This is a genomic window from Mongoliitalea lutea, from assembly GCF_014652135.1.
Classification (GTDB): Bacteria; Bacteroidota; Bacteroidia; order Cytophagales; family Cyclobacteriaceae; genus Mongoliitalea; species Mongoliitalea lutea.
This window is the reverse complement of record NZ_BMYF01000021.1, coordinates 1-19652: the sequence shown is the minus strand read 5'-3', so window position 1 is coordinate 19652 and position 19652 is coordinate 1. Positions and strand designations below refer to the sequence as shown.

17 protein-coding genes are annotated in these 19652 nt (G+C 39.5%); 6 read left to right on the top strand and 11 right to left on the bottom strand.

Going from position 1 to position 19652, the window contains the following annotated elements; genetic code table 11:
* Positions 1-274: 274 nt before the first annotated feature.
* From IE080_RS15465 to IE080_RS15455, 3 genes are read right to left on the bottom strand one after another with little or no spacing between them, the layout of a single operon-like run.
* A complete protein-coding gene (locus IE080_RS15465; protein ID WP_189584649.1) occupies positions 275-1591 on the bottom strand; it encodes a histidine phosphatase family protein in 1317 nt (438 codons plus the stop codon).
* A 42-nt stretch (positions 1592-1633) separates the two neighbouring features.
* On the bottom strand, positions 1634-3319 hold the full coding sequence (locus tag IE080_RS15460; protein ID WP_189584645.1) for a RagB/SusD family nutrient uptake outer membrane protein: 1686 nt from the start codon (positions 3317-3319) through the stop codon (positions 1634-1636).
* A 14-nt stretch (positions 3320-3333) separates the two neighbouring features.
* Positions 3334-6288, bottom strand: coding sequence for a SusC/RagA family TonB-linked outer membrane protein (locus IE080_RS15455; RefSeq protein ID WP_229800679.1), 2955 nt, complete (start codon positions 6286-6288; stop codon positions 3334-3336).
* Positions 6289-6716: 428 nt separating this feature from the next.
* On the opposite strand from IE080_RS15455, the gene IE080_RS15450 reads away from it, so the two are divergent.
* Together IE080_RS15450 and IE080_RS15445 are read left to right on the top strand one after the other, a co-directional pair.
* On the top strand, positions 6717-8291 hold the full coding sequence (locus IE080_RS15450) for a calcineurin-like phosphoesterase family protein (protein ID WP_189584642.1): 1575 nt from the start codon (positions 6717-6719) through the stop codon (positions 8289-8291).
* Positions 8292-9230: 939 nt separating this feature from the next.
* Positions 9231-10355, top strand: a complete 1125-nt coding sequence (locus IE080_RS15445; RefSeq protein ID WP_189584639.1) for a DUF4221 family protein — start codon at positions 9231-9233, stop codon at positions 10353-10355.
* 294 nt (positions 10356-10649) lie between these two features.
* On the opposite strand, the gene ftsY is transcribed toward IE080_RS15445, so the two are convergent.
* The 6 genes from ftsY to gpmI all read right to left on the bottom strand — a co-directional run bounded on the left by ftsY (position 10650) and on the right by gpmI (position 14616).
* A complete protein-coding gene (gene ftsY, locus IE080_RS15440; RefSeq protein ID WP_189584636.1) occupies positions 10650-11606 on the bottom strand; it encodes a signal recognition particle-docking protein FtsY in 957 nt (318 codons plus the stop codon).
* Positions 11607-11696: 90 nt separating this feature from the next.
* A complete protein-coding gene (locus tag IE080_RS15435) occupies positions 11697-11849 on the bottom strand; it encodes a DUF4295 domain-containing protein (RefSeq protein ID WP_189584633.1) in 153 nt (50 codons plus the stop codon).
* Positions 11850-11893: 44 nt separating this feature from the next.
* Positions 11894-12076: a 50S ribosomal protein L33 gene (gene rpmG / locus IE080_RS15430; RefSeq protein ID WP_189584630.1), complete on the bottom strand. Its 183-nt coding sequence runs from the start codon at positions 12074-12076 to the stop codon at positions 11894-11896.
* Positions 12077-12111: 35 nt separating this feature from the next.
* Positions 12112-12354 carry a 50S ribosomal protein L28 gene (gene rpmB, locus IE080_RS15425; RefSeq protein WP_189584627.1) on the bottom strand — a complete coding sequence of 81 codons (243 nt, stop codon included), beginning with the start codon at positions 12352-12354 and terminating at the stop codon, positions 12112-12114.
* A 148-nt stretch (positions 12355-12502) separates the two neighbouring features.
* Positions 12503-13081 carry a hypothetical protein gene (locus tag IE080_RS15420; protein ID WP_189584624.1) on the bottom strand — a complete coding sequence of 193 codons (579 nt, stop codon included), beginning with the start codon at positions 13079-13081 and terminating at the stop codon, positions 12503-12505.
* 8 nt (positions 13082-13089) lie between these two features.
* Positions 13090-14616 (bottom strand): 2,3-bisphosphoglycerate-independent phosphoglycerate mutase, encoded by a 1527-nt coding sequence (gpmI, locus tag IE080_RS15415; RefSeq protein WP_189584621.1) that lies wholly within the window; start codon positions 14614-14616, stop codon positions 13090-13092.
* Positions 14617-14747: 131 nt separating this feature from the next.
* Here gpmI and IE080_RS15410 point away from each other — a divergent pair, with 131 nt between their 5' ends.
* Complete coding sequence (locus tag IE080_RS15410) at positions 14748-15155, top strand: DUF4783 domain-containing protein (protein WP_189584618.1); 408 nt, start codon at positions 14748-14750, stop codon at positions 15153-15155.
* A 25-nt stretch (positions 15156-15180) separates the two neighbouring features.
* Complete coding sequence (gene nadC, locus IE080_RS15405) at positions 15181-16041, top strand: carboxylating nicotinate-nucleotide diphosphorylase (protein WP_189584615.1); 861 nt, start codon at positions 15181-15183, stop codon at positions 16039-16041.
* Between the two features lie 63 nt (positions 16042-16104).
* Here nadC and IE080_RS15400 read toward each other — a convergent pair whose 3' ends face one another.
* Positions 16105-17337: an ammonium transporter gene (locus tag IE080_RS15400; protein WP_189584612.1), complete on the bottom strand. Its 1233-nt coding sequence runs from the start codon at positions 17335-17337 to the stop codon at positions 16105-16107.
* 42 nt (positions 17338-17379) lie between these two features.
* Positions 17380-17718 (bottom strand): P-II family nitrogen regulator, encoded by a 339-nt coding sequence (locus tag IE080_RS15395; protein ID WP_189584609.1) that lies wholly within the window; start codon positions 17716-17718, stop codon positions 17380-17382.
* Positions 17719-18031: 313 nt separating this feature from the next.
* Here IE080_RS15395 and IE080_RS15390 point away from each other — a divergent pair, with 313 nt between their 5' ends.
* Both IE080_RS15390 and IE080_RS15385 read left to right on the top strand, forming a co-directional pair.
* The gene (locus tag IE080_RS15390; protein ID WP_189584606.1) at positions 18032-18934 is read left to right on the top strand and encodes a nucleotidyltransferase family protein; all 903 of its coding nucleotides are present in this window, start codon (positions 18032-18034) and stop codon (positions 18932-18934) included.
* 174 nt (positions 18935-19108) lie between these two features.
* Positions 19109-19652 (top strand): IS110 family transposase (locus IE080_RS15385; RefSeq protein ID WP_189584603.1); only part of this gene is annotated, 544 nt, incomplete at its 3' end.

Sequence of the window (19652 nt, the reverse complement as noted above, 5' to 3'; positions counted from 1 at the left end):
TTGAATTAAAGCGTCCTAATCTGTCCCTATCTTCATGTTTAGACATGAAGATAGGTGATTATTAATTTCCATTATATGAAGAAATCTTATATCCTTCACTTGCTACCTGTCAACAATGATTGAAAATACAAGTCCGTAAATAAGGTTTCAATACTTACTATCAGGTATAAACTGAACTCGAATAATCTTTACTGAAGATGATCTTTAAACTTATTTTTTACATCTATTTTATGAATTTAAAGTTGTAACCTGCCTATTTTCAATCATTTGTAATTTAGGATGTTGGCACTTTACTTGGCTTTTGAAGTAAGGACTGGTAAAATGTTTTTACATCCGACCATTTGTAAAACGGAAAAAGAGAAGTTTCAATTGGAGGTACACTCACTGTTTGCTCATTATATAAAAAAGTAACTAACACATCTTTCACTTCAGGATGTCGGTAAAAAACCATTTGTATATTAGCAGCCATTGGAGCAACTTTAAAATCATTCCAAAAATTAGCATAATCTTGAGGGTTAGCAACGCTATTGTAGGTTCCTTGAATATGAAGTAACATAGCTAGTGGAACAATATTACCGTCATGCCCAAACCGAAAAGAAGCGCCAACCTCATTCTTTGAAATAACATTCTCTGCTTTATTTAAAATATCATTAAGCAGGGGCTTTGCATTTTCCATCATCATGCCTCCATTAATAGCAGCATTACCATATTTCACATAAAGCTGATAGTTTTTGGCTTGCCAAAGATTGTATAGCTCTTCTTTTTGAAACAAATCGTAAAGTGAAATATCAATCATTGTATTTTGCATATTCCCAGCAATTTCGAATAAATCAAACATGAATGAGCTTGGCTTAAACTCAGGCCCCAAGTGTTCCACACTAAGAAAAAGGGATTTAATTAACCTATCTGGTATAATATGTGATTCTTCAAACAACTCATATTCAGGTAGCCAGGTGTCTTTTGCGTAGCGAAACTGAACAGCCTGACTGGTATGATGATTTAAATAGTCCATATGGTTTTCATGTGAATCCATGTTTATATTTAAAACAGGATTCTTTTCCCTTAATCCTTCACAAAACAATTCCATACTATTTATACAACGCCCTACTGTTGTAGAGACCGCTGTAATTTGTGCATTCTGAATGAATACATTAGGGTATTTTTCAAACATCCTCTCAGATATTTCATTCATTTGTCTTTTTCCTAAAGGAGTAAGTTCTCCGCCATTTCCTTCCACTTGACTATAGATAATTTTTAATCGGTTAAAAACATCCTGACCAAGTGGGGTAAGTATTTGTTCGCTATCTGCCTTTTCAAAAACATTTATAACCTTCAAATACTCCTTATCACTAACAAGATAACGTGACCCATGTCTCCCAAAATGACTGATATAGAAAGGCTCATATCCAGAGGGTGGCACATTGGCTTCAATGTCATTTGGTATTGTATACGCAAAATTAACTCCACCTGATTTTTCAATAGTTGAAAAAATTTCTTTGCGAACATCTTGCGCATTAACTAATATGTTTGGAATAAATACATGTATCCAAAATATTAAAGATAATCTTCTTAAATTATGAGATATTTTCATTCTTTCACCTTTTGATTAATAATTACTTTTGAGATAAATAAATTATCTGAAATCTGGGTTTTGTGTTAAGTTTGGATTTACAGTGAACTCATTATCTGGGATTGGGAAAAGCTTGAATTTATCATCCACATCTCTTCCTAAAAAATTATTTGCGGTTCCGTCACTCCCTTTCCAATCCCAATTATACCCTTTTGTAAATTTATTAAACCTAATTAAATCTGTGCGCCTTACTGATTCGGTATAGAGCTCTCTTGCTCTTTCATCTAAAATAAAGTCCAAAGTTAGCTCAGCATCGGAAATTCGGCCTGATATATCATTACCATAGCTTCCTGATAAATAGGCTCGATCCCTAATTTCATTAACATATTCTAACGCTACAGCTCGTGAACCATCTGCTCCTCTTAAGATCGCTTCAGCAGCCATAAGGTATGCATCCGCAGTTCTAAACATAGGATAGTCAATGTAGGTATAGGTCGTTCCCCCAGGCACAAGCTCTTCTCTGTTTTTATTGACATTACGCCATTTTATTATGGCATAGCCGTTCGTGAAATCATTTATAAAAGGTTGATTACTTCTCCAAGTTTCTTTGGTATGACCTTCTGTGAAAAATTGAGCTCGCTTATCGGCTTTTTTATCTCCCCAAGTATCTTCAATGTCGAATATTTGATCGCTAGGAGAGAATTTTTCCACTAATTGGGTTTTTGCTCTTGCATTTCCCCAACTACGTGCTCCTATTCCAGTCACATAAAAGTTACTCATGCGACCATTATTTAATGCTTTCATAAGAAAATTTGTGCCTGCACTGTTTATGGTATATTCTCCGTCCTGCACCAATGGCCAAATAATTTCTTGACAGGTATTGTTATCCGCAAGGAAAATATGACGCCAGTCTGAAGCAAGTGGGTATTGACCACTATTGATTACCATGGATGCATAGTCATATGCTTTTTGATATTCTGGTTGTCCAACCCAAGTTTCTGAATTTAGGTAAATACGTGCTAATAAGAACCAGCTTGCTACCTGATCGACCCTTCCATAATCGTTGGTACCCGGCAACTTAAGTTTATCTTTAATTTCCTCTAATTCATTTACTGCAAAATTATATATTTCAGCACGAGAGCGTTGTTGAGGTATCACACCTACAGGCATTGATTCATCTATAAATGGCCCTGATCCATACAAGTCACATATCATACTGTAACTATATGCACGAATAAATCTAGCCTCTGAGCGATAGTACTCTATATTTGACCTCATTTGATCCAATAGACCTCTTGCTTGTAATTTTTCATCTGTGGATTCCCTCAAAAATTCATTACAATACGCAATGGTCATATAAAGTCTATAGTAGGCATATTGCAAAATAGGTGTAGAAGGATTCCAATTAACGAACAAGAAATCTCTAGATCCCTGCGAGCTTCCAGCATGAAGAGCTACCTCATCAGTGGAACATTCCTGCAAATAAAAAATGGCACGAGTGTATCCACTATATCCAACATCCAAACCCCCAAGATCACCATCTCGATCAGGCCCATCCTGACCATTCAATATAAGCGATCCATAAATCTTGGCTAAAACAGCTAAATATCCCTGTTCGGTTGCATAAACCTGTTCACTAATTAATTGTCGATCGTTAAGGGGTAATGTATCCAAGTCCTTGAAACAACCAGTTGTGAATGTAGATAAGAGTATTACAGCGATAAATGGTAAATAATTAAATCTTTTCATGGCTATTTGTCGAATTAGAAGTTAAAATTGATAGAACAGGTAAATATTCTCGGACGTTGATAAACATTGTTATCAAGACCATTAAAAATTTCAGGATCTACTCCTGAGTAGCGTGTTAGAAGTAACATATTTTGGGCACTTAATGCAAGTCTTAACATACTGCCCTCTTTCCATATGTTATTAATCGTATAACCAGCTGTAATATTATCAAACCTAAAAAATGAGCCCGATTCTAAAAACATATCAGAAAAATAACGTTCCATTGTAAATCCACGATCTAGTGCTTGCCTTGAAATATTGCTAGAGACTCCCTCGGAGCTAAATAGTGACATAAGAGTTTGGCCAGCTTGTTGATAATTTAAAACATAATTCCCAAAGCTTCCATGTCCATTCATTCCGAAGTCCCAAGATTTGTATGTTACCCTTGTACTTATACCATAGAAGTATGGAGGTAAAGAGCTTTTTCCTGTAACATACTTGTTTGCATCCTGTTCACTAGAAGTTATTGCTCCATCCCTGCCGATATACTGTCCTTCTAATGGGTTTCCGTTATCATCATATGCCTGTTGTAGTAAAAAGAAGGTGTTGGGAGTATGACCCACTTTATGAATCTGAAAATCGCGTCTGCTTATGGTTCCAGTTTTTACAAAATTGTCTTCTGTATCAATGGTGTTGAGTTTTGTGATGGTTGCTTTATTATAGGTGAAATTCCCACTAATAGTCCATTCAAGATTATTCTTTTTTATTGGAGTGCCTCCTAGAGCAAATTCAACTCCTTGGTTTCGCATACTGCCAATATTGGTTTCAATAATATTTGTAAAATTACTCCCAGCAGGTACCGCTATCCTATTAAGAAGATCGTTTGTGGTACGATGATACGCATCAATACTACCAAAAACATAATCCTTAAATAGACTAAAGTCAAAACCTAAATTGTATGTAGAAGTAGTTTCCCACCTAATATTTGGATCATACCCATTTGGTCTCATCATATTTATCCATTCATTTCCGAATAAATATCGTTGAGCATTTGTTGATACAGTATAAGTGGCTAATGATGGATGATATCCTCCAATATCTTGCTGACCCGTTTTGCCATAACTGACTCTAAACTTTAAATCTGAAATTGCTGAAATATTTTTGATAAAAGCCTCTTCTGTTAAACGATAAGCAACTGCTCCTGATGGAAAATATCCCCAACGGTTTTCTTGGCTAAAACGTGATGATCCATCTGCTCGTAAGGTTCCCGTGAATAATATTTTTGAACCTATTGAATAATTTACCCTGGTGAAAAATGAAAGTAAATATAACGCATCTTCATCAGGTACGGATGTATCAACTACATCACGCACGATGCTTTGGGGATTTATACTATACCAGAACCTCTGCCATTCATAACCACCCATTGCGTCAAAATTATTCCTATTTCTAACGGTCTTGTTATAATTAGCATAGGTAGTAAAGATGAAATTTGTATTCTGATTTTCTGAAAAAAGCTGTCTTCCACGACCATCATTCCTTATAGATGTAAAGGTTGCAGGGGCATTATCAGGAATAATTTCACTAAAATCTCGATTTCTGATATCGTAACCAAAATTAGTATTAATCCTTAAATCCTCGAAACCATGAACAACATAGTCCAATGCTATATTCCCTAAAGTTCTGAACTCTTTGTTCAGTCTACTAGTAAGAAAAAGATTTGCTACTGGATTTGTAGGTGCTAAAGAAATCGGGTTTCCTTCGTTCATCCACACAAAATAACCAAGTCCTATATTATTGGGATGCTGCTCCCTAACGGGTCTTGTTGGATCGAAGGATATTGCGCTTCCGATCACTCCAGTAGATATTGGTCTTTCGTTTTCCCATATCCCCTTGAAATTTATATCTAATGAAAGATGACTATCAAAAAACTTTGGAGAAACCCCTAAGCTTACATTACTTCTTTGAAAATTATTTTCTGAAATTATTCCGTCTTGATTTGTATATCCAACTGAAACCCTATAAGGAACGTTTAATGAATTCCCACTTAATGAAACGCTATGATCAGTCCCAAAGCTAGTACGATAGATTTCTCTTTGCCAGTCCGTAGAAGCAGAACCTAATTGAAAATCTTCTGGCGCAATTGCTTTTACTGGAAATATCTCTCTGTATTCATCAGCTGATAAAACATCAAAAAAATCATATACTCTGTTTACCATGAAGTTAGCAGTGTAGCTCACTTGGGGTTTCCCTGATCTTGCGGCACCCTTTTTGGTAGTAATGATTACCACACCGTTGGAGGCACGTGAACCATAAATAGCTGTTGCTGAGGCATCTTTTAATACTGTAAATGATTCAATATCATTGGGATTAATTGAACTCAAGGGAGCACTTCCAGCAATTGGCACACCGTCAATCACAATAAGTGGGTCATTCGAAGCAGATAATGATGCTCCCATCCGTATCCTAATTATGCCTTCGCTGCCTGGAGCTCCTGTACCAGGAACAACATTTACACCTGCTATTTTTCCAACCAGTGCATCTTGGGGTGTTAATATTAAACCTTTATTCAATGGGTCTAGTTTTACAGAACTAACAGCTCCTGTAGCGTCGCTTTTTCTTACACGGCCATATCCAATAACGACTACTTCATCTAAGCTCTCTTCATTTGGTTCCAATGAAATAATTAATGGATCTTGATTAGCTATAATTTCCTTTGCTTTATAGCCAATGCTTGAAATGATTAGTATAGTATTTGGTGCGACGCTTATTCTAAAGTTACCACTAGCGTCCACAGCAGTCCCAGAAGTACCTCCTTTAACAGAGATCAATGCAGTAATTAATGGTTCGCCAGTTTCCTTATCGGTTACAGTTCCTGTAACCAATAGTGACTCCTGAGCATTGGCACTATTTAATAGAATCAGAAATCCAAAAAAGCACCATGCAAGTAGTAATAGTCTTTTAATTTTGTAAATCTTCAACATCATCATTTTAAGGTTAGTTTGGTTAAAATAATTCTCTTTCTAGGCAGTGATAAAATTAGAGTCATGATATCGTTTAACAAAAGCAAGTAGAACTAGAAAGTAGAAACCAAAACTATAATAAAAATTTTAACCTCCTGTTTTTGAATTATTTACACAAACCATATCTCTAAATATTAGTAGATTTTAAGAAAGAAGGAAGTAGTCTTTTTAAGCAAAAAAGTGCCACTGATATTTAGTGACACATTCAAAAATGAATAGCTTTTTTTAAAATTATTCTCCAAAAAAGAGCATCTAATTGAAACTTATATTTAAAAAGTAAAATCGATAAATTTTTGGTACTTCCCCCATTTTATAATAAATCCTTAACCTTCCCTTAAATTCACTACCATCAATAATCACTACTTTTGACGTATCCAATCTGATCAACAAAGACCATGAAAAAATTACTTCTCCTAGCCATCTTCTTTTCCTTTACCATTACACTTCATGCTCAGCAAACTGTCAAAGGATTTGTTTTTGAGGACAGTAACCAAAATGGAAAAAAAGAACGCAGAGAACGTGGTGTTGCCAATGTGGCTGTTTCCAATGGAGTGGAAGTTGTACTGACTGATAGTAATGGAGCTTATGAATTACCAATTCAAGAGCATCAGACCATTTTTGTGATCAAACCATCTACACACGAACTACCAGTAGATAGGAATAATCTACCTCAGTTTTTTTATACCCATAAACCCAATGGTTCACCTGCTGATCTAAAATACCCAGGGTTTGCTCCTACAGGACCACTACCTGCATCAGTAGATTTTGCATTAATCCCCACCACTTCCTCAGATAAATTCACTGCTTTGATTTTTGGAGATCCTCAGCCATACAGTTTGGATGAGTTGGAGTTTTTTAGAAAAGGGATCGTATCCGAGGTTGAAGGAATTTCAGGAATGAGTTTTGGTGCATCCTTAGGTGATATTGTAGGAGATAGGCCTGACTTTTTCCCTGCTTACAAAGAAGTTATTGGTATGGTTGGATTGCCTTGGTTCCATGTGATGGGCAACCACGACATGAATTTTGATGCAGCTTCTGATGAATTCAGCGACGAATCTTTTACCGCTGCCTTTGGACCTGCTACCTATGCTTTCAATCAGGGAAATGCTCACTTCGTCGTACTCGAAAACATCCTTTACCCAGATCCACGGGATGGTCAAGGTTATTGGGGAGGATTGCGGGAAGACCAATTGGCCTTTATTGAAAACAACCTCAAGCTTGTACCCAAAGATAAATTGGTTGTCTTATTGATGCATATCCCTTTGTTTGAAGAAAATGGCGATAGTTTTCGAGATGCTGATAGAGAGAAAATCTTGGAATTGATCTCTCCATTTGCCAACACACTTTCCATGAGTGCACATACCCATTACATGAAACAAACTTTTTTTGGCAAAGAGGATGGCTTTCAAGGAAACAAGCCCCACCATCACTTCAATATTGGCACACCATCAGGGGATTGGTATAGTGGAAAAATACAAGCAGACGGCACCCCAATTGCTACCCAGCGAGACGGCTCTCCTAAAGGATATGTGTATTTAGACATTGAAGGAACAAACTATACTGCCCGATACAAGCCTGCTGGAAGATCAGGAGATTATCAGATGCAAGTGCATGCACCAAAAATTCTGGTAGAAGGCGTACGGACCACCGCTCAACTAGTAGCCAACTTTTTCACAGGCGCAGCATCGGATAAAGTTAACTACCGAATCAACGGTGGAGAATGGAAGCCCATGATCAATTTTGAAAGTTTGGATCCAAGTTTTTGGTTAGAAGTCATGGAGTGGGACACTACTCAAACACCCATCCCAGGCCGAAGGCCATCTAATCCGGCTCTAACCGATCATTTGTGGAGAGCAGCCCTTCCCAATAACTTACCCGCAGGTGACTACACCATAGAAATTCAAGCCACCGATATGTATGGAGCTGTGCATACCGCTACGCATGCCTTGAGGGTAGTTCCTAAGCCTTGATTTGTGAAAGGGGGGTGTACCAAGTACAAAGTACCAAGTAGGTTACTGGTAATAGAAAACGTAATCGGTTATTAAGTTCGGAATGAGATGACCTCCAAGCGGCCATATGTTTATTGCTAAAATATTGGCATATAACACATTCGACCCTGCCTTTTGCAGACAAACAGACCCTGAGGGGCCGCACTCTTCACGAGACATATTTTTGTATTATAAACATATGATCCCGTTGGGATCGGGGTATGCTTGTGGAAGACTTAGTATAGATTGGAAAAAATAGGGTTTAGGCCAGGTATCATATCAGGAATGGCATATTTTGAATAAATTAGTGACATTCGTGGACGACCCCTCCGCGGACGTAGCGATCCACCGTGGCGAGCGTGGCGTGAACCAAAGTAGGGAGGGTATTAATGTCGAATGATGAACGTCGAATTTTGAATGATGAATTATTGAACCTAATACTAAGTACCAGAGCCTGTCCCGACCCTCGGGATACCAAGTAGGTTTCTGGTAATAGAAAACGTAATCAGTTATTAAGTTCGGAATGAGATGACCTCCAAGAGGTCATATGTTTATAGCTAAAATATTGGCATATAGCACATTCGACCCCTGAGGGGTCGCACTCTTTACGAGGCATATTTTTGTACTATAAACATGTGATCCCGCTGGGATCGGGGTTGTGCTTATAAAAGACGGAGGATACATGAAAAATAGGAGTTGGGCTGTATTCCAAGCCAAGGTTTATTCATACTAAATTAGTGACATTCGTGCCATTCGTGGACCACCACTCCGCGGACGTAGCGATCTACCGTAGCGAGCGTGGCGTGAACCAAAGTAGGGTATTAATGTCGAATGACGAACGTCGAATTTTGAATGATGAATTTTTGGAATACCCAACGAAATCGTTAAATTTAACCTATTAGTTAACTACAATAATCCGACATGAAATTTACAAAGCTTTTCGAAACAACGATTCTTTTAATCTCCTCACTTTTATTGCTATTCTCCTGCACCTCCAATCAAGAATCCAAAACACCCACTGTACTGTATGCTTCAATTGAAGAATTAATTCTTGACACCATTTACATCGCTAAAGACCTAGAGACAAGTCGTCTCCCAAGCGCCTTTACTTACGATGCATCTTCGCAGTCATTGATGGCATTGGCACAAAACACCCTTTTCACCATACCCTACCCCGAACTCACACCGGTCAGCAAACAGCTTTTGGAAAAAGAAGGTCCGGATGGCATTGGTTCCTTTAGCTATGGGGGATTAATTACAGATGATTACATCTTTATTCTGAACAGCCCCAAAGAACTGATTCAGCTAGACAAAAAGGGGAAGGTTTTAAAAAGAATTCCATTTCCCTTGGATAGCAAAATACCTAATGCGCTTTTCAATATCCTCAAAGGCCAAGAAATCTCCTGGGACAAAGAAAACCAACAATTGATCATCCCATTAGTACCTTTTGTTCTCAAAGAAGAAAGTTTTGAAAACAATCCTTGGATCTGGGAAGCAGATTTTACCTCAGACGAAATCAGACCCTTGGCTTCATTTACTTTCCCCGATCTTTACAAAGAGTTTTTAGACGATATTGAGTTGGGAACTTTTTACAACACTTACCATCCAAAGCTTCAAGCACAAGTTATTTCCTTACCTGCCTCAGATTCATTGTTGCTCATTCATTCCGATAGACAGGAATGGAGATATGCCGGTTCAACAGAAAAGCTACAATTCCTTAAAGGAAAAACCGAGCAGTATGGAGAGATGATTGCCTTTTTACCCAATCATGAAAGTAGTCGGTATGGAACCATCACTTGGGACCCATATCGTAATCACTTTATTAGGAACCTGATTATATCAGAGAAAAAGATAGATGAGAAGGTCATTAGAGACCATCGATTACTTTTCTTTGATGCTGATTTCCAGAAACTAGCAGAGATTAGTTTCAATGCCGCCATCATTAGTCGCACGCCGTTTTTTACTCCTGATGGAATTTACCTCAAGCTGTTGGATGCTGAATCAGATGATTATGATGGGTATGTGAGGCTTAAGACCGATTTTTGATTAGCCGCTTTAGTAAGATTAGAAATAATTAAATCGAGAGATTAGGAGGGATAGATAATGAAATATGCTAGTGCGAAATAAGTTGATATATGCCTATCGGCGATATATTTTGTGGCTTAAAAATAGGTGCATGTTCTTAAAAAAGTTTCAAATATACCAACGGGTTGGAGCCCGTTGGTCAAATGTCGCCCGCTCCGATGGAGCTAATAGATCATTTATAATATGATAATTTCAAAAAAAATGGATGGCTATATTGGCATCTAAAGGAGACTTCATTCAAAGCCATTCAGCAGCTTACTTCTTCTTAAACAAAGAATCTACAAACTCCTTTCGATTAAACACCTGTAGATCGGTCATTTTTTCGCCTACGCCGATATATTTCACAGGAATCTTGAATTGATCAGAAATACCAATAACTACTCCACCTTTGGCAGTTCCGTCCAATTTGGTAATGGCTAGGGCACTAACTTCGGTAGCTTTGGTGAATTCTTTGGCTTGGATAAAGGCGTTTTGACCCGTGGAACCATCTAGTACCAACAAAATTTCATGCGGGGCGGCATCGATAAACTTCTGCATCACGCGCTTGATTTTGGTCAATTCATTCATCAAGTTGACCTTGGTATGTAAACGGCCTGCAGTATCTACGATTACTACATCGGCATTCATCTCCACACCTTTCTTCACCGTATCAAAGGCCACAGAAGCAGGATCCGTATTCATCCCATGAGATACTACCGGCACCCCTACTCGCTCACCCCACAAAATCAACTGATCCACGGCAGCAGCTCTAAAGGTATCCGCAGCTCCCAAGACAACTGTTTTACCGGCTGCTTTGAACTGATGCGCCAATTTTCCGATGGTGGTAGTCTTTCCAACACCGTTCACACCAACCACCATAATTACATAAGGCTTTTTATCCGCAGGCAAATCAAAGTCTGATAGATCGGCACTTTTGTTTTCTTCCAAAAGCCCCATCACCTCTTCTCTCAAGATTACATCCAATTCAGATGCACTGAGATACTTATCCTTTGCAACCCGCTCTTCTATTCTTCGGATCACCTTGATGGTCGTATCAACCCCCACATCAGAGGTGATCAGGATTTCTTCCAGTTCATCTAAAACTTCATCGTCAACTTTTGACTTTCCGACAACTGCTTTGCTGATTTTAGAAAAAATATTTTCACTGGACTTTTGAAGCCCTTGATCCAAACTTTCCTTTTTTTCTTTGGAAAAAAAACCGAAGATTCCCATAATGTTATGTAATTGAAGCCCGAATATAATGAAAATGTCCCTTCAAGTCATTGCTCGAAGGGACATTTCGAATTTTATCGAAATAAATTCTTATTTCTTCAACGTTTCCTGAACCATAGTGGTTGGAACCATTTCTTCTTTGAAGGTGTAAGCACCAGTTTTGTCAGATTTTACTGCTCTGATAACTTTAGCATACGTTACACCACCTTCTTTCTTTAGAGTCGCTACTACTTTCTTTGCCATATCTTTGGAGAATTAAAGGTTGTTTTTGACAACACCGTGCCTAATTACTTAATTTCTTTGTGAACCGTCATTTTCTTCATGATTGGGTTGTATTTTTTCAATTCCAATCGTGTAGTCGTATTCTTACGGTTTTTTGTTGTGATGTATCTTGAAGTACCTGGAAGGCCAGAATCCTTATGCTCTGTGCACTCCATAATCACTTGTACTCTGTTACCTTTCTTAGCCATCGCTTCCTAGTATTTATATGCGTTAACCTGACTGATTATTTAATGATGATCATACCTTTAGCCTGAGCATCTTTCAAAACGGCGCTAACGCCTTTTTTGTTGATTGTTCTCAAAGCCTTGGAACAAACTTTCAACGTAATCCAAGCATCTTCTTCTGGAATGTAGAAGTTCTTTTTGTGTAGGTTTGGATAAAACATACGCTTGGTTTTGTTGTTCGCGTGCGATACGTTGTTACCTACTCGAGGTCTTTTACCGGTGATGTCACAAACTTTTGCCATGATATATTGTCGTAATAGTATAGACGTTTTTTAAATTGAGTCTGCAAATATCGGACTTTTGCTCGAATTAACAAAAGTTGATTTTATTTTTTTCGATAAAGTTCTCAAAACCACAGTTTAAATCCACAACCTTTTCAATCAATCCTTCTCAATAGCGCACATATCCTTGCACGACCATGCGATTAGGCTTGGACCAAATCACGTCCTGGAAGCTCTCAACCAAGTAATGGCTCAAATAACCGTCCCCTGAATTGAAAAACATGACCCCTCTGATTTCTGAGGTGTAAAAGAAATTTTCTTTCTTTTCAAAAAAGCTTAACTCCTTTACTTGGCCGTCTTCATAACGCACCACCAATTTACGGGTCTTATTTTTTTCTCCTTCCTTTAATTCATGAATCAGGTATTCCTCACTTCGGGTAGTAGCATACGCGGAGGCCAAGGCAGGACGGTTGATATCATTTTGGATAAAGAAATCAAATTCATTGAGCCAATCTTCCAACTCGAATAAATCCTCCTTCCGTTCCGTTTCCCCGTTAACAGTGATTTGTCGGGCTACATTTTTACCCGACAATTGTTCCGCCAAGACTTCTACATATTCCTTCATAGGGAAATAAGCAGGTTCATCAGCCTCAGAGGCTTCCCTTGAAGCAGGATTACAAGCTTGTACACCAATGAAGAAAAGAATGCATGCAAAGAAATAATAATACCGGGTTGCTGACTTTTTCATAGCATAACTCATCCCACTAATAAATTATCTCCGGTCATTTCTGCAGGTGCATCAATACCCATAAGTGAGAGAATTGTCGGCGCTAGGTCTCCTAGCTTGCCATCCTTCACTTTCAGAACATCTTCCTTGTCCACCATGATGCACGGCACTAGATTGGTTGTATGGGCCGTATTCGGGCTACCATCTTCATTGATCATCATGTCAGAATTTCCATGGTCTGCGATAACAATGGTGGTGTAGCCACTTTCCAAGGCTTGTTCTATCACTTGCTTGGCACAGGCATCCACCGCTTCACAGGCTTTGACTGCTGCATCAAACACCCCTGTATGTCCTACCATATCCGCATTGGCAAAATTCAAACAAACAAAGTCCACTTCTTTTTTACGCAATTCGGTTTTGATTTTGGAGGCGATTTCGAAAGCTGCCATTTCAGGCTTCAGGTCATAAGTAGCCACCTTTGGAGAAGGACATAAAATTCTGCTTTCTCCCTCAAAAGCCACCTCTCTTCCTCCCGAGAAGAAAAAAGTCACATGTGGGTATTTTTCTGTTTCAGCAATTCGGATTTGTTTTTTCCCCGCTTTTTCCAAGACTGCCCCAAGGGTGTTATTCAAATTATCTTTCTCAAATAAGACCTTTACCCCTTTAAACGTATCATCATAGTTGGTAAAGGTTACATAATGGAGATTCATCTTTTTCATGCTGTAATCCTCAAAGTCCTCTTGAGTCAATACCTGCGTAATCTCTCTTCCACGATCTGTCCTGAAATTGAAACAAATGACTACATCTCCTTCTTTGATCGTCGCTACTGGCTTGTTTTCTCCATTGGCTTGAATAATTGGACGGATAAACTCATCTGTGACACCATTATCGTAAGACTTGGCAATGGCAGCTTTGATGTCTTTGGAACGCTCACCCACACCTTTCACCAAAGCGTCATAGGCCAACTTCACCCGCTCCCAGCGCTTATCACGATCCATGGAATAGTATCTGCCAACCACCGATGCAATGGTCCCAACAGAATTTTTTAAATGTTCCTGTAATTCGGTTACATATCCCAACCCACCTTTGGGGTCAGTATCTCTCCCATCCGTAAACACATGGATAAAGGCCTCTTGCAAGCCATTTGCTTTAGCAGCATCGCATAGACCTTTCAGATGATTGATATGTGCATGAACCCCACCATCCGACACCAATCCAATAAAGTGTACATCTTTGGATTGCTCCTTGGCATAGGCAAAGGCTTCCTGCAAGACCGGATGCGTATTTAAATCGCCTTCTTCAACAGCTTTATTGATTTTTACCAGATCCTGATAGACTACTCTTCCGGCACCGATATTCATATGCCCCACTTCTGAATTCCCCATTTGACCCTCAGGCAAACCTACCGCCAAACCGGAGGCATCCAGCTTACTATGTGGGTATGTTTTAAATAGACTGTCCATGAATGGAGTCTGCGCCTTTTCTATGGCAGATACTGCTGGATTGGTACCCAAACCCCAACCGTCCAAAATCATTAAAACAACTTTCTTATTCATGTCGCATGTGTGTTTTATTCAAACAAAAATTAAAGAGAGCGTAAAAATGCCTATTCTTTAGCTATACCACAAAATTAGCACTGAAATATTTTTTCTCTTTTTGGCTTAATATTTGTTTAACTACCTTCATCATGACAAACCTGAGTACCTTTATTATCGTTTTAAGTCTTTTGATTCTTCCATTGTGGAGTCAGCCAAGTGCTGTGACTGTACACAATGACTTGGAAGAATTGGCCTACAGCTTCAAAAACGGATCCAGCAAGGAACTCTCCCATTACTTTGGCTCCCGCGTGGAAATAAATATCAGCGGAAATTCGGGTATTTACTCCAGAAATCAAGCCGAACAGGTCATGCGTGATTTTTTCAGAAAATATCCACCTCAAGACTTCAACTTGCTCAATAGAAGCGCAGGAAGTCAGGATATTACCGCAAATATGGGCCATTACTTCTCCCTAGATCAGCGCTTCAAAATTCTCATCAAAGCAAGGTCTGAAAAAGACGCATTTACCATCTTTGCATTAGACATCATCAAGGACTAATCGCAAATATCCCTACCTTTGCGCTGTGAAAAACTTACCTTACTTAACCACAGCACGCATTCAAGCGTTTATCCATGCTGCCTTACAGGAAGACATAGGCCCAGGAGATTATTCCTCCTTGGCCGCTTTTGACCCAAACCGTACCGGTCAGGCAAGACTGATCATCAAAGAGGCCGGTGTTTTAGCAGGCATGGACCTGGCGGAGCAGATTTTTCATCAATACGACCCAAGCCTTCAGGTAGAGCGATTCATCCCTGATGGGGCAAAAGTTAATCCTGGAGATATTGGATTGATCGTACGGGGAAAAGCCTCCTCCATTTTGAGTACAGAGCGCCTGGTCCTCAATTGCATGCAGCGTATGAGTGGCATTGCTACAAAAACTGCTTACCTAACAGAAAAAATAGCACACACCAAAGCCAAATTACTGGATACCCGAAAGACAACCCCTAATTTCCGCATGATGGAAAAGTGGGCTGTAGCTATAGGAGGCGGAGTGAATCATCGCTTTGCTTTATACGATATGGTGATGCTTAAAGACAATCATATTGACTTTGCAGGAGGGATTGCACAAGCCATTGCCAATACGAAAGAGTATCTACGTACGCATCAGTTGGATCTGAAAATTGAAGTAGAAACCCGTAGCTTGGATGAAGTCGCTCAGGTCTTGGAAATTGGAGGCATAGACTTCATCATGTTGGATAATATGGACATTGCTACCATGACACAAGCAGTAAACCTTATTGATGGAAAATACCTCGTAGAAGCATCGGGGGGCATTACCGAAGAGACGCTAGCCGATGTGGCGGAATGTGGCGTTGATTTTATTTCGGTTGGAGCGTTGACCCATACGGTAAAATCTCTCGATATTAGCTTAAAAGCCTTTTAACGAAAAAAGCCGGCATGAAAATCATCCCGGCTTTTTGCATATAATGGCTATAGTCAATTGTATTTAATCTTTTGTTGCAAAATCAGGGTAGGCTGACATGCTATGCTCGTTGATATCCAACCCTTCTAATTCCTCCCGCTCATCTACACGAATTCCGATAGTTTTCTTCAAACTAAAGAAAATCAACCAAGAAGTCCCCACACAGAAAGCACCCACTACACCAATACCGATCAATTGGGACCATACTTGGCCCATTCCTGCTAAATCTCCAAACAACCCTACAGCTAAGGTTCCCCAAACCCCACAGATTAAGTGAACAGAAATAGCACCTACCGGATCATCAATTTTGATTCTATCAAAGAACACCACTGCAAAGACTACTAAAGTTCCTCCGATAAATCCGATGATAGCAGCTTCACCTACACCCATCAGATCGGCTCCTGCTGTGATGGACACTAACCCTGCCAACACACCATTTAACACCATGGTGATATCATATGTTTTAAACTTCAGGTACGAGGCAATCAAAGCTCCAAAAGCTCCCGCTGCCCCCGCAATGGCGGTGGTTACAAAGACCAAGGATACCGTTCCCGGATCGGCGGTCAACACGGAACCTCCATTAAATCCAAACCAGCCAAACCATAGCAAGAACACACCGATAGTGGCCATTGGGATATTGTGCCCAGGAATAGGCTTCATACCATCTGCCGTGTATTTTCCTAACCTTGGCCCTAGCAAAAATGCTCCCACCAAAGCCCCCCATCCTCCGACGGAGTGCACGATGGTAGAACCAGCAAAATCATAGAAAGGAATATCCAGTGCATCCAAGAACCCTCCTCCCCACTTCCACATACCCACGATTGGATAACAGATGCCCACATAGAGCAAAGAGAAGAAGATAAATGGTCCTAATTTGATCCTTTCGGCAACAGCACCTGACACAATAGTCGCGGCAGTAGCTGCAAACATGGCCTGGAAAATAAAGTCAGTAAAAAAGGTATATCCTTCATTGTATTCAGAGGTACTCCAGCCTTCAGGTAAAGACAGGCCGATTCCGGCAAAGCCAAAGAAACTACCCACAAAGTCATCTCCCGGATACATTAAATTAAAGCCAATAAAGGCATAAGTCAATAAACCGATGGCTGGAATAATGGTATTTTTAAATAGGATGTTTACCGTGTTTTTGGCGCGGGTCAGTCCAGCTTCTAAGCTAGCAAAGCCCAAGTGCATGATGAAAACCAAAATAGTGGCCACCATCATCCACAAATTATTTATAGTAAAGATTTCTTGATTCATAGGTTTGAACGTTAAAGGTGAGTGATCGATAAAGAAACGGAATTATAAGGCAGCCTCTCCAGTATCATTGTTTCGGATTCTGTACGCTTCTAAGGCTTCGTAAATAAAGATTTTACCATCCCCAACTTCCCCTGTTCTACCTTGGGTAAGGATGCAGTTGACAATATCCTCCACATGCTCATCCGCAGTGACGATTTCAATCTTTGTACGGGGAATATAAGCCGGTTCATAGGCGATACCTCTGTAGGTTTGAACCTTGGGATGTTCCATACCCATACCTTTCACCTCATAGAAGGTGAAAAATTTCACCCCCAAACCTGCGACACATTTATGTATGTCCTCAAATTTGGATGTTCTAATAATTGCTTCGATTTTTTTCATTTTCTACAATATTTTATTCGGTTTAGTAGGTTTTCGATGCTAATCTAGCGGTTTTTTTGATAAAAAAATATTTTTGACCAGTTTTTTAACCATCAATGCCAAATTTTATGCATTTTTTCTTTTTTCAAGATTTAGATAAATCCTTATTCGATGATTTTACTACATTTTTGAAATTAGATAGTTATTTTTAATACCTGCTTTAGCTAAAAATTGATTTTTTAAGAAAAATTGGCTCATGAAAGCAAAAAAAACACAATCCTTTTAAAGTACCCGTAAAAGAGTAAATTTGCGTTTCTACTAACCAATTGATTTCATGACAAAACCAACACTTTTAGTATTGGCTGCCGGAATGGGCAGCAGGTATGGAGGAAATAAACAAATCGACGGATTTGGACCAAGCGGAGAAATTATTCTGGAATATTCAATTTTTGATGCCATCAGAGCTGGCTTTGGAAAAGTGGTCCTGATCGTACGAGAGGAAATCCTGGAAGCTACCAAAGAACTGATACTACCAAAGGTCAAGGGAAAAATCGAAGTTGACTTTGTGATACAGTCTTTGCAGTCTTTTGTTCCCGAAGAGTTCCAGAACCCGGCCCGTGTCAAGCCTTACGGCACAGCTCATGCCGTGTTATGCGCCAAAGATGCAGTCGCCGAACCCTTTGCTGTGATCAATGCAGATGACTTTTATGGAAAAGAGGCTTTTGAAGTACTAGGAAAGTTTTTGAGCAATGGCGTTCAGCCCAACTTACATGCGATGGTTGGCTATGCTATTGAGAATGTATTATCCGAAAATGGGACAGTTTCTAGAGGAGTCTGCGAAATGAATGACGCTAACCAACTCATTGGCATGACCGAACGCACGGCTATTGCACGTGAAGGAGAGAAAATTCTAGCCAAAGGAGATGGGGAGGTTTTGGAGATTGCGACGGGCACGCCTGTTTCCATGAATTTCTGGGGTTTTCATCCAGCGGTATTCTCTGACATTGAATCCATGTGGAAGGAGTTTCTTCCCACTAACCAGGAAAATCTCAAGTCCGAATTTTTTATACCGACTATTGCCAACAACCTGATTCAAGCAGGCAAAGCAGCCTTTGAAATCTTAGAAGGCGGCAAGACATGGTTTGGGGTAACGTATACAGAGGATAAGCCTGGAGTGATTGAAGCCTTGAAGGCACTTCATGAAAAGGGTGAATATCCTTCCAACTTATGGTCATAAAAGTAAAACCCTTGAGTCTCCTTGCTTGAAAGAGGGGATTCAAGGGTTGCTATTTTTTTTGGGGGGGGGTGTCACGCTAAGGCGCAAAGGTATTATGTTTGAAAAATAGGCATAAGCTAAATTTCGTATATTAAAGGAAGAATTTCAACCTTAACCTTTAAATACAGAACGCTTATGCCATCTACTAAAGTTAGTAAAGATTCATTTACCGGACAATCTATTTATCTTGGAATTGATTGTCATTTGAAAAGTTGGAAGGTAACATTACTTACCGACAAGTTCGAACTCAAGACCATGTCAAGGGATCCAGACCCTGTATCCTTAGTGTCTTATCTGAATAAGCATTATCCTAGTGCAGATTATAAGGCTGTATATGAATCTGGTTTCAATGGGTTTACAATTTGTAGAAGCCTTAGAAATCTTGGTGTAGACTGCCAGGTAGTCCACGCTATGGATGTACCTACCAGTCATAAGGACAGGCAACAGAAGTCCGATAAATCTGACAGTAGAAAGTTGGCTCAATTACTCCGCTCCAACGGATTTGAAGGGATTGATGTACCTCCTGTCCATATCGAGATTGACAGAAAGCTTTTGAGGCAACACTTTGCACTGCCCAAAATGCTAACCTCTGAAAAGAACAGGGTTAAAGCTACTCTTTACCAGTTCGGTATAGAGATTCCTGAAAAATTCAGCAGTAGTCAATCCAGAAGCTGGTCAA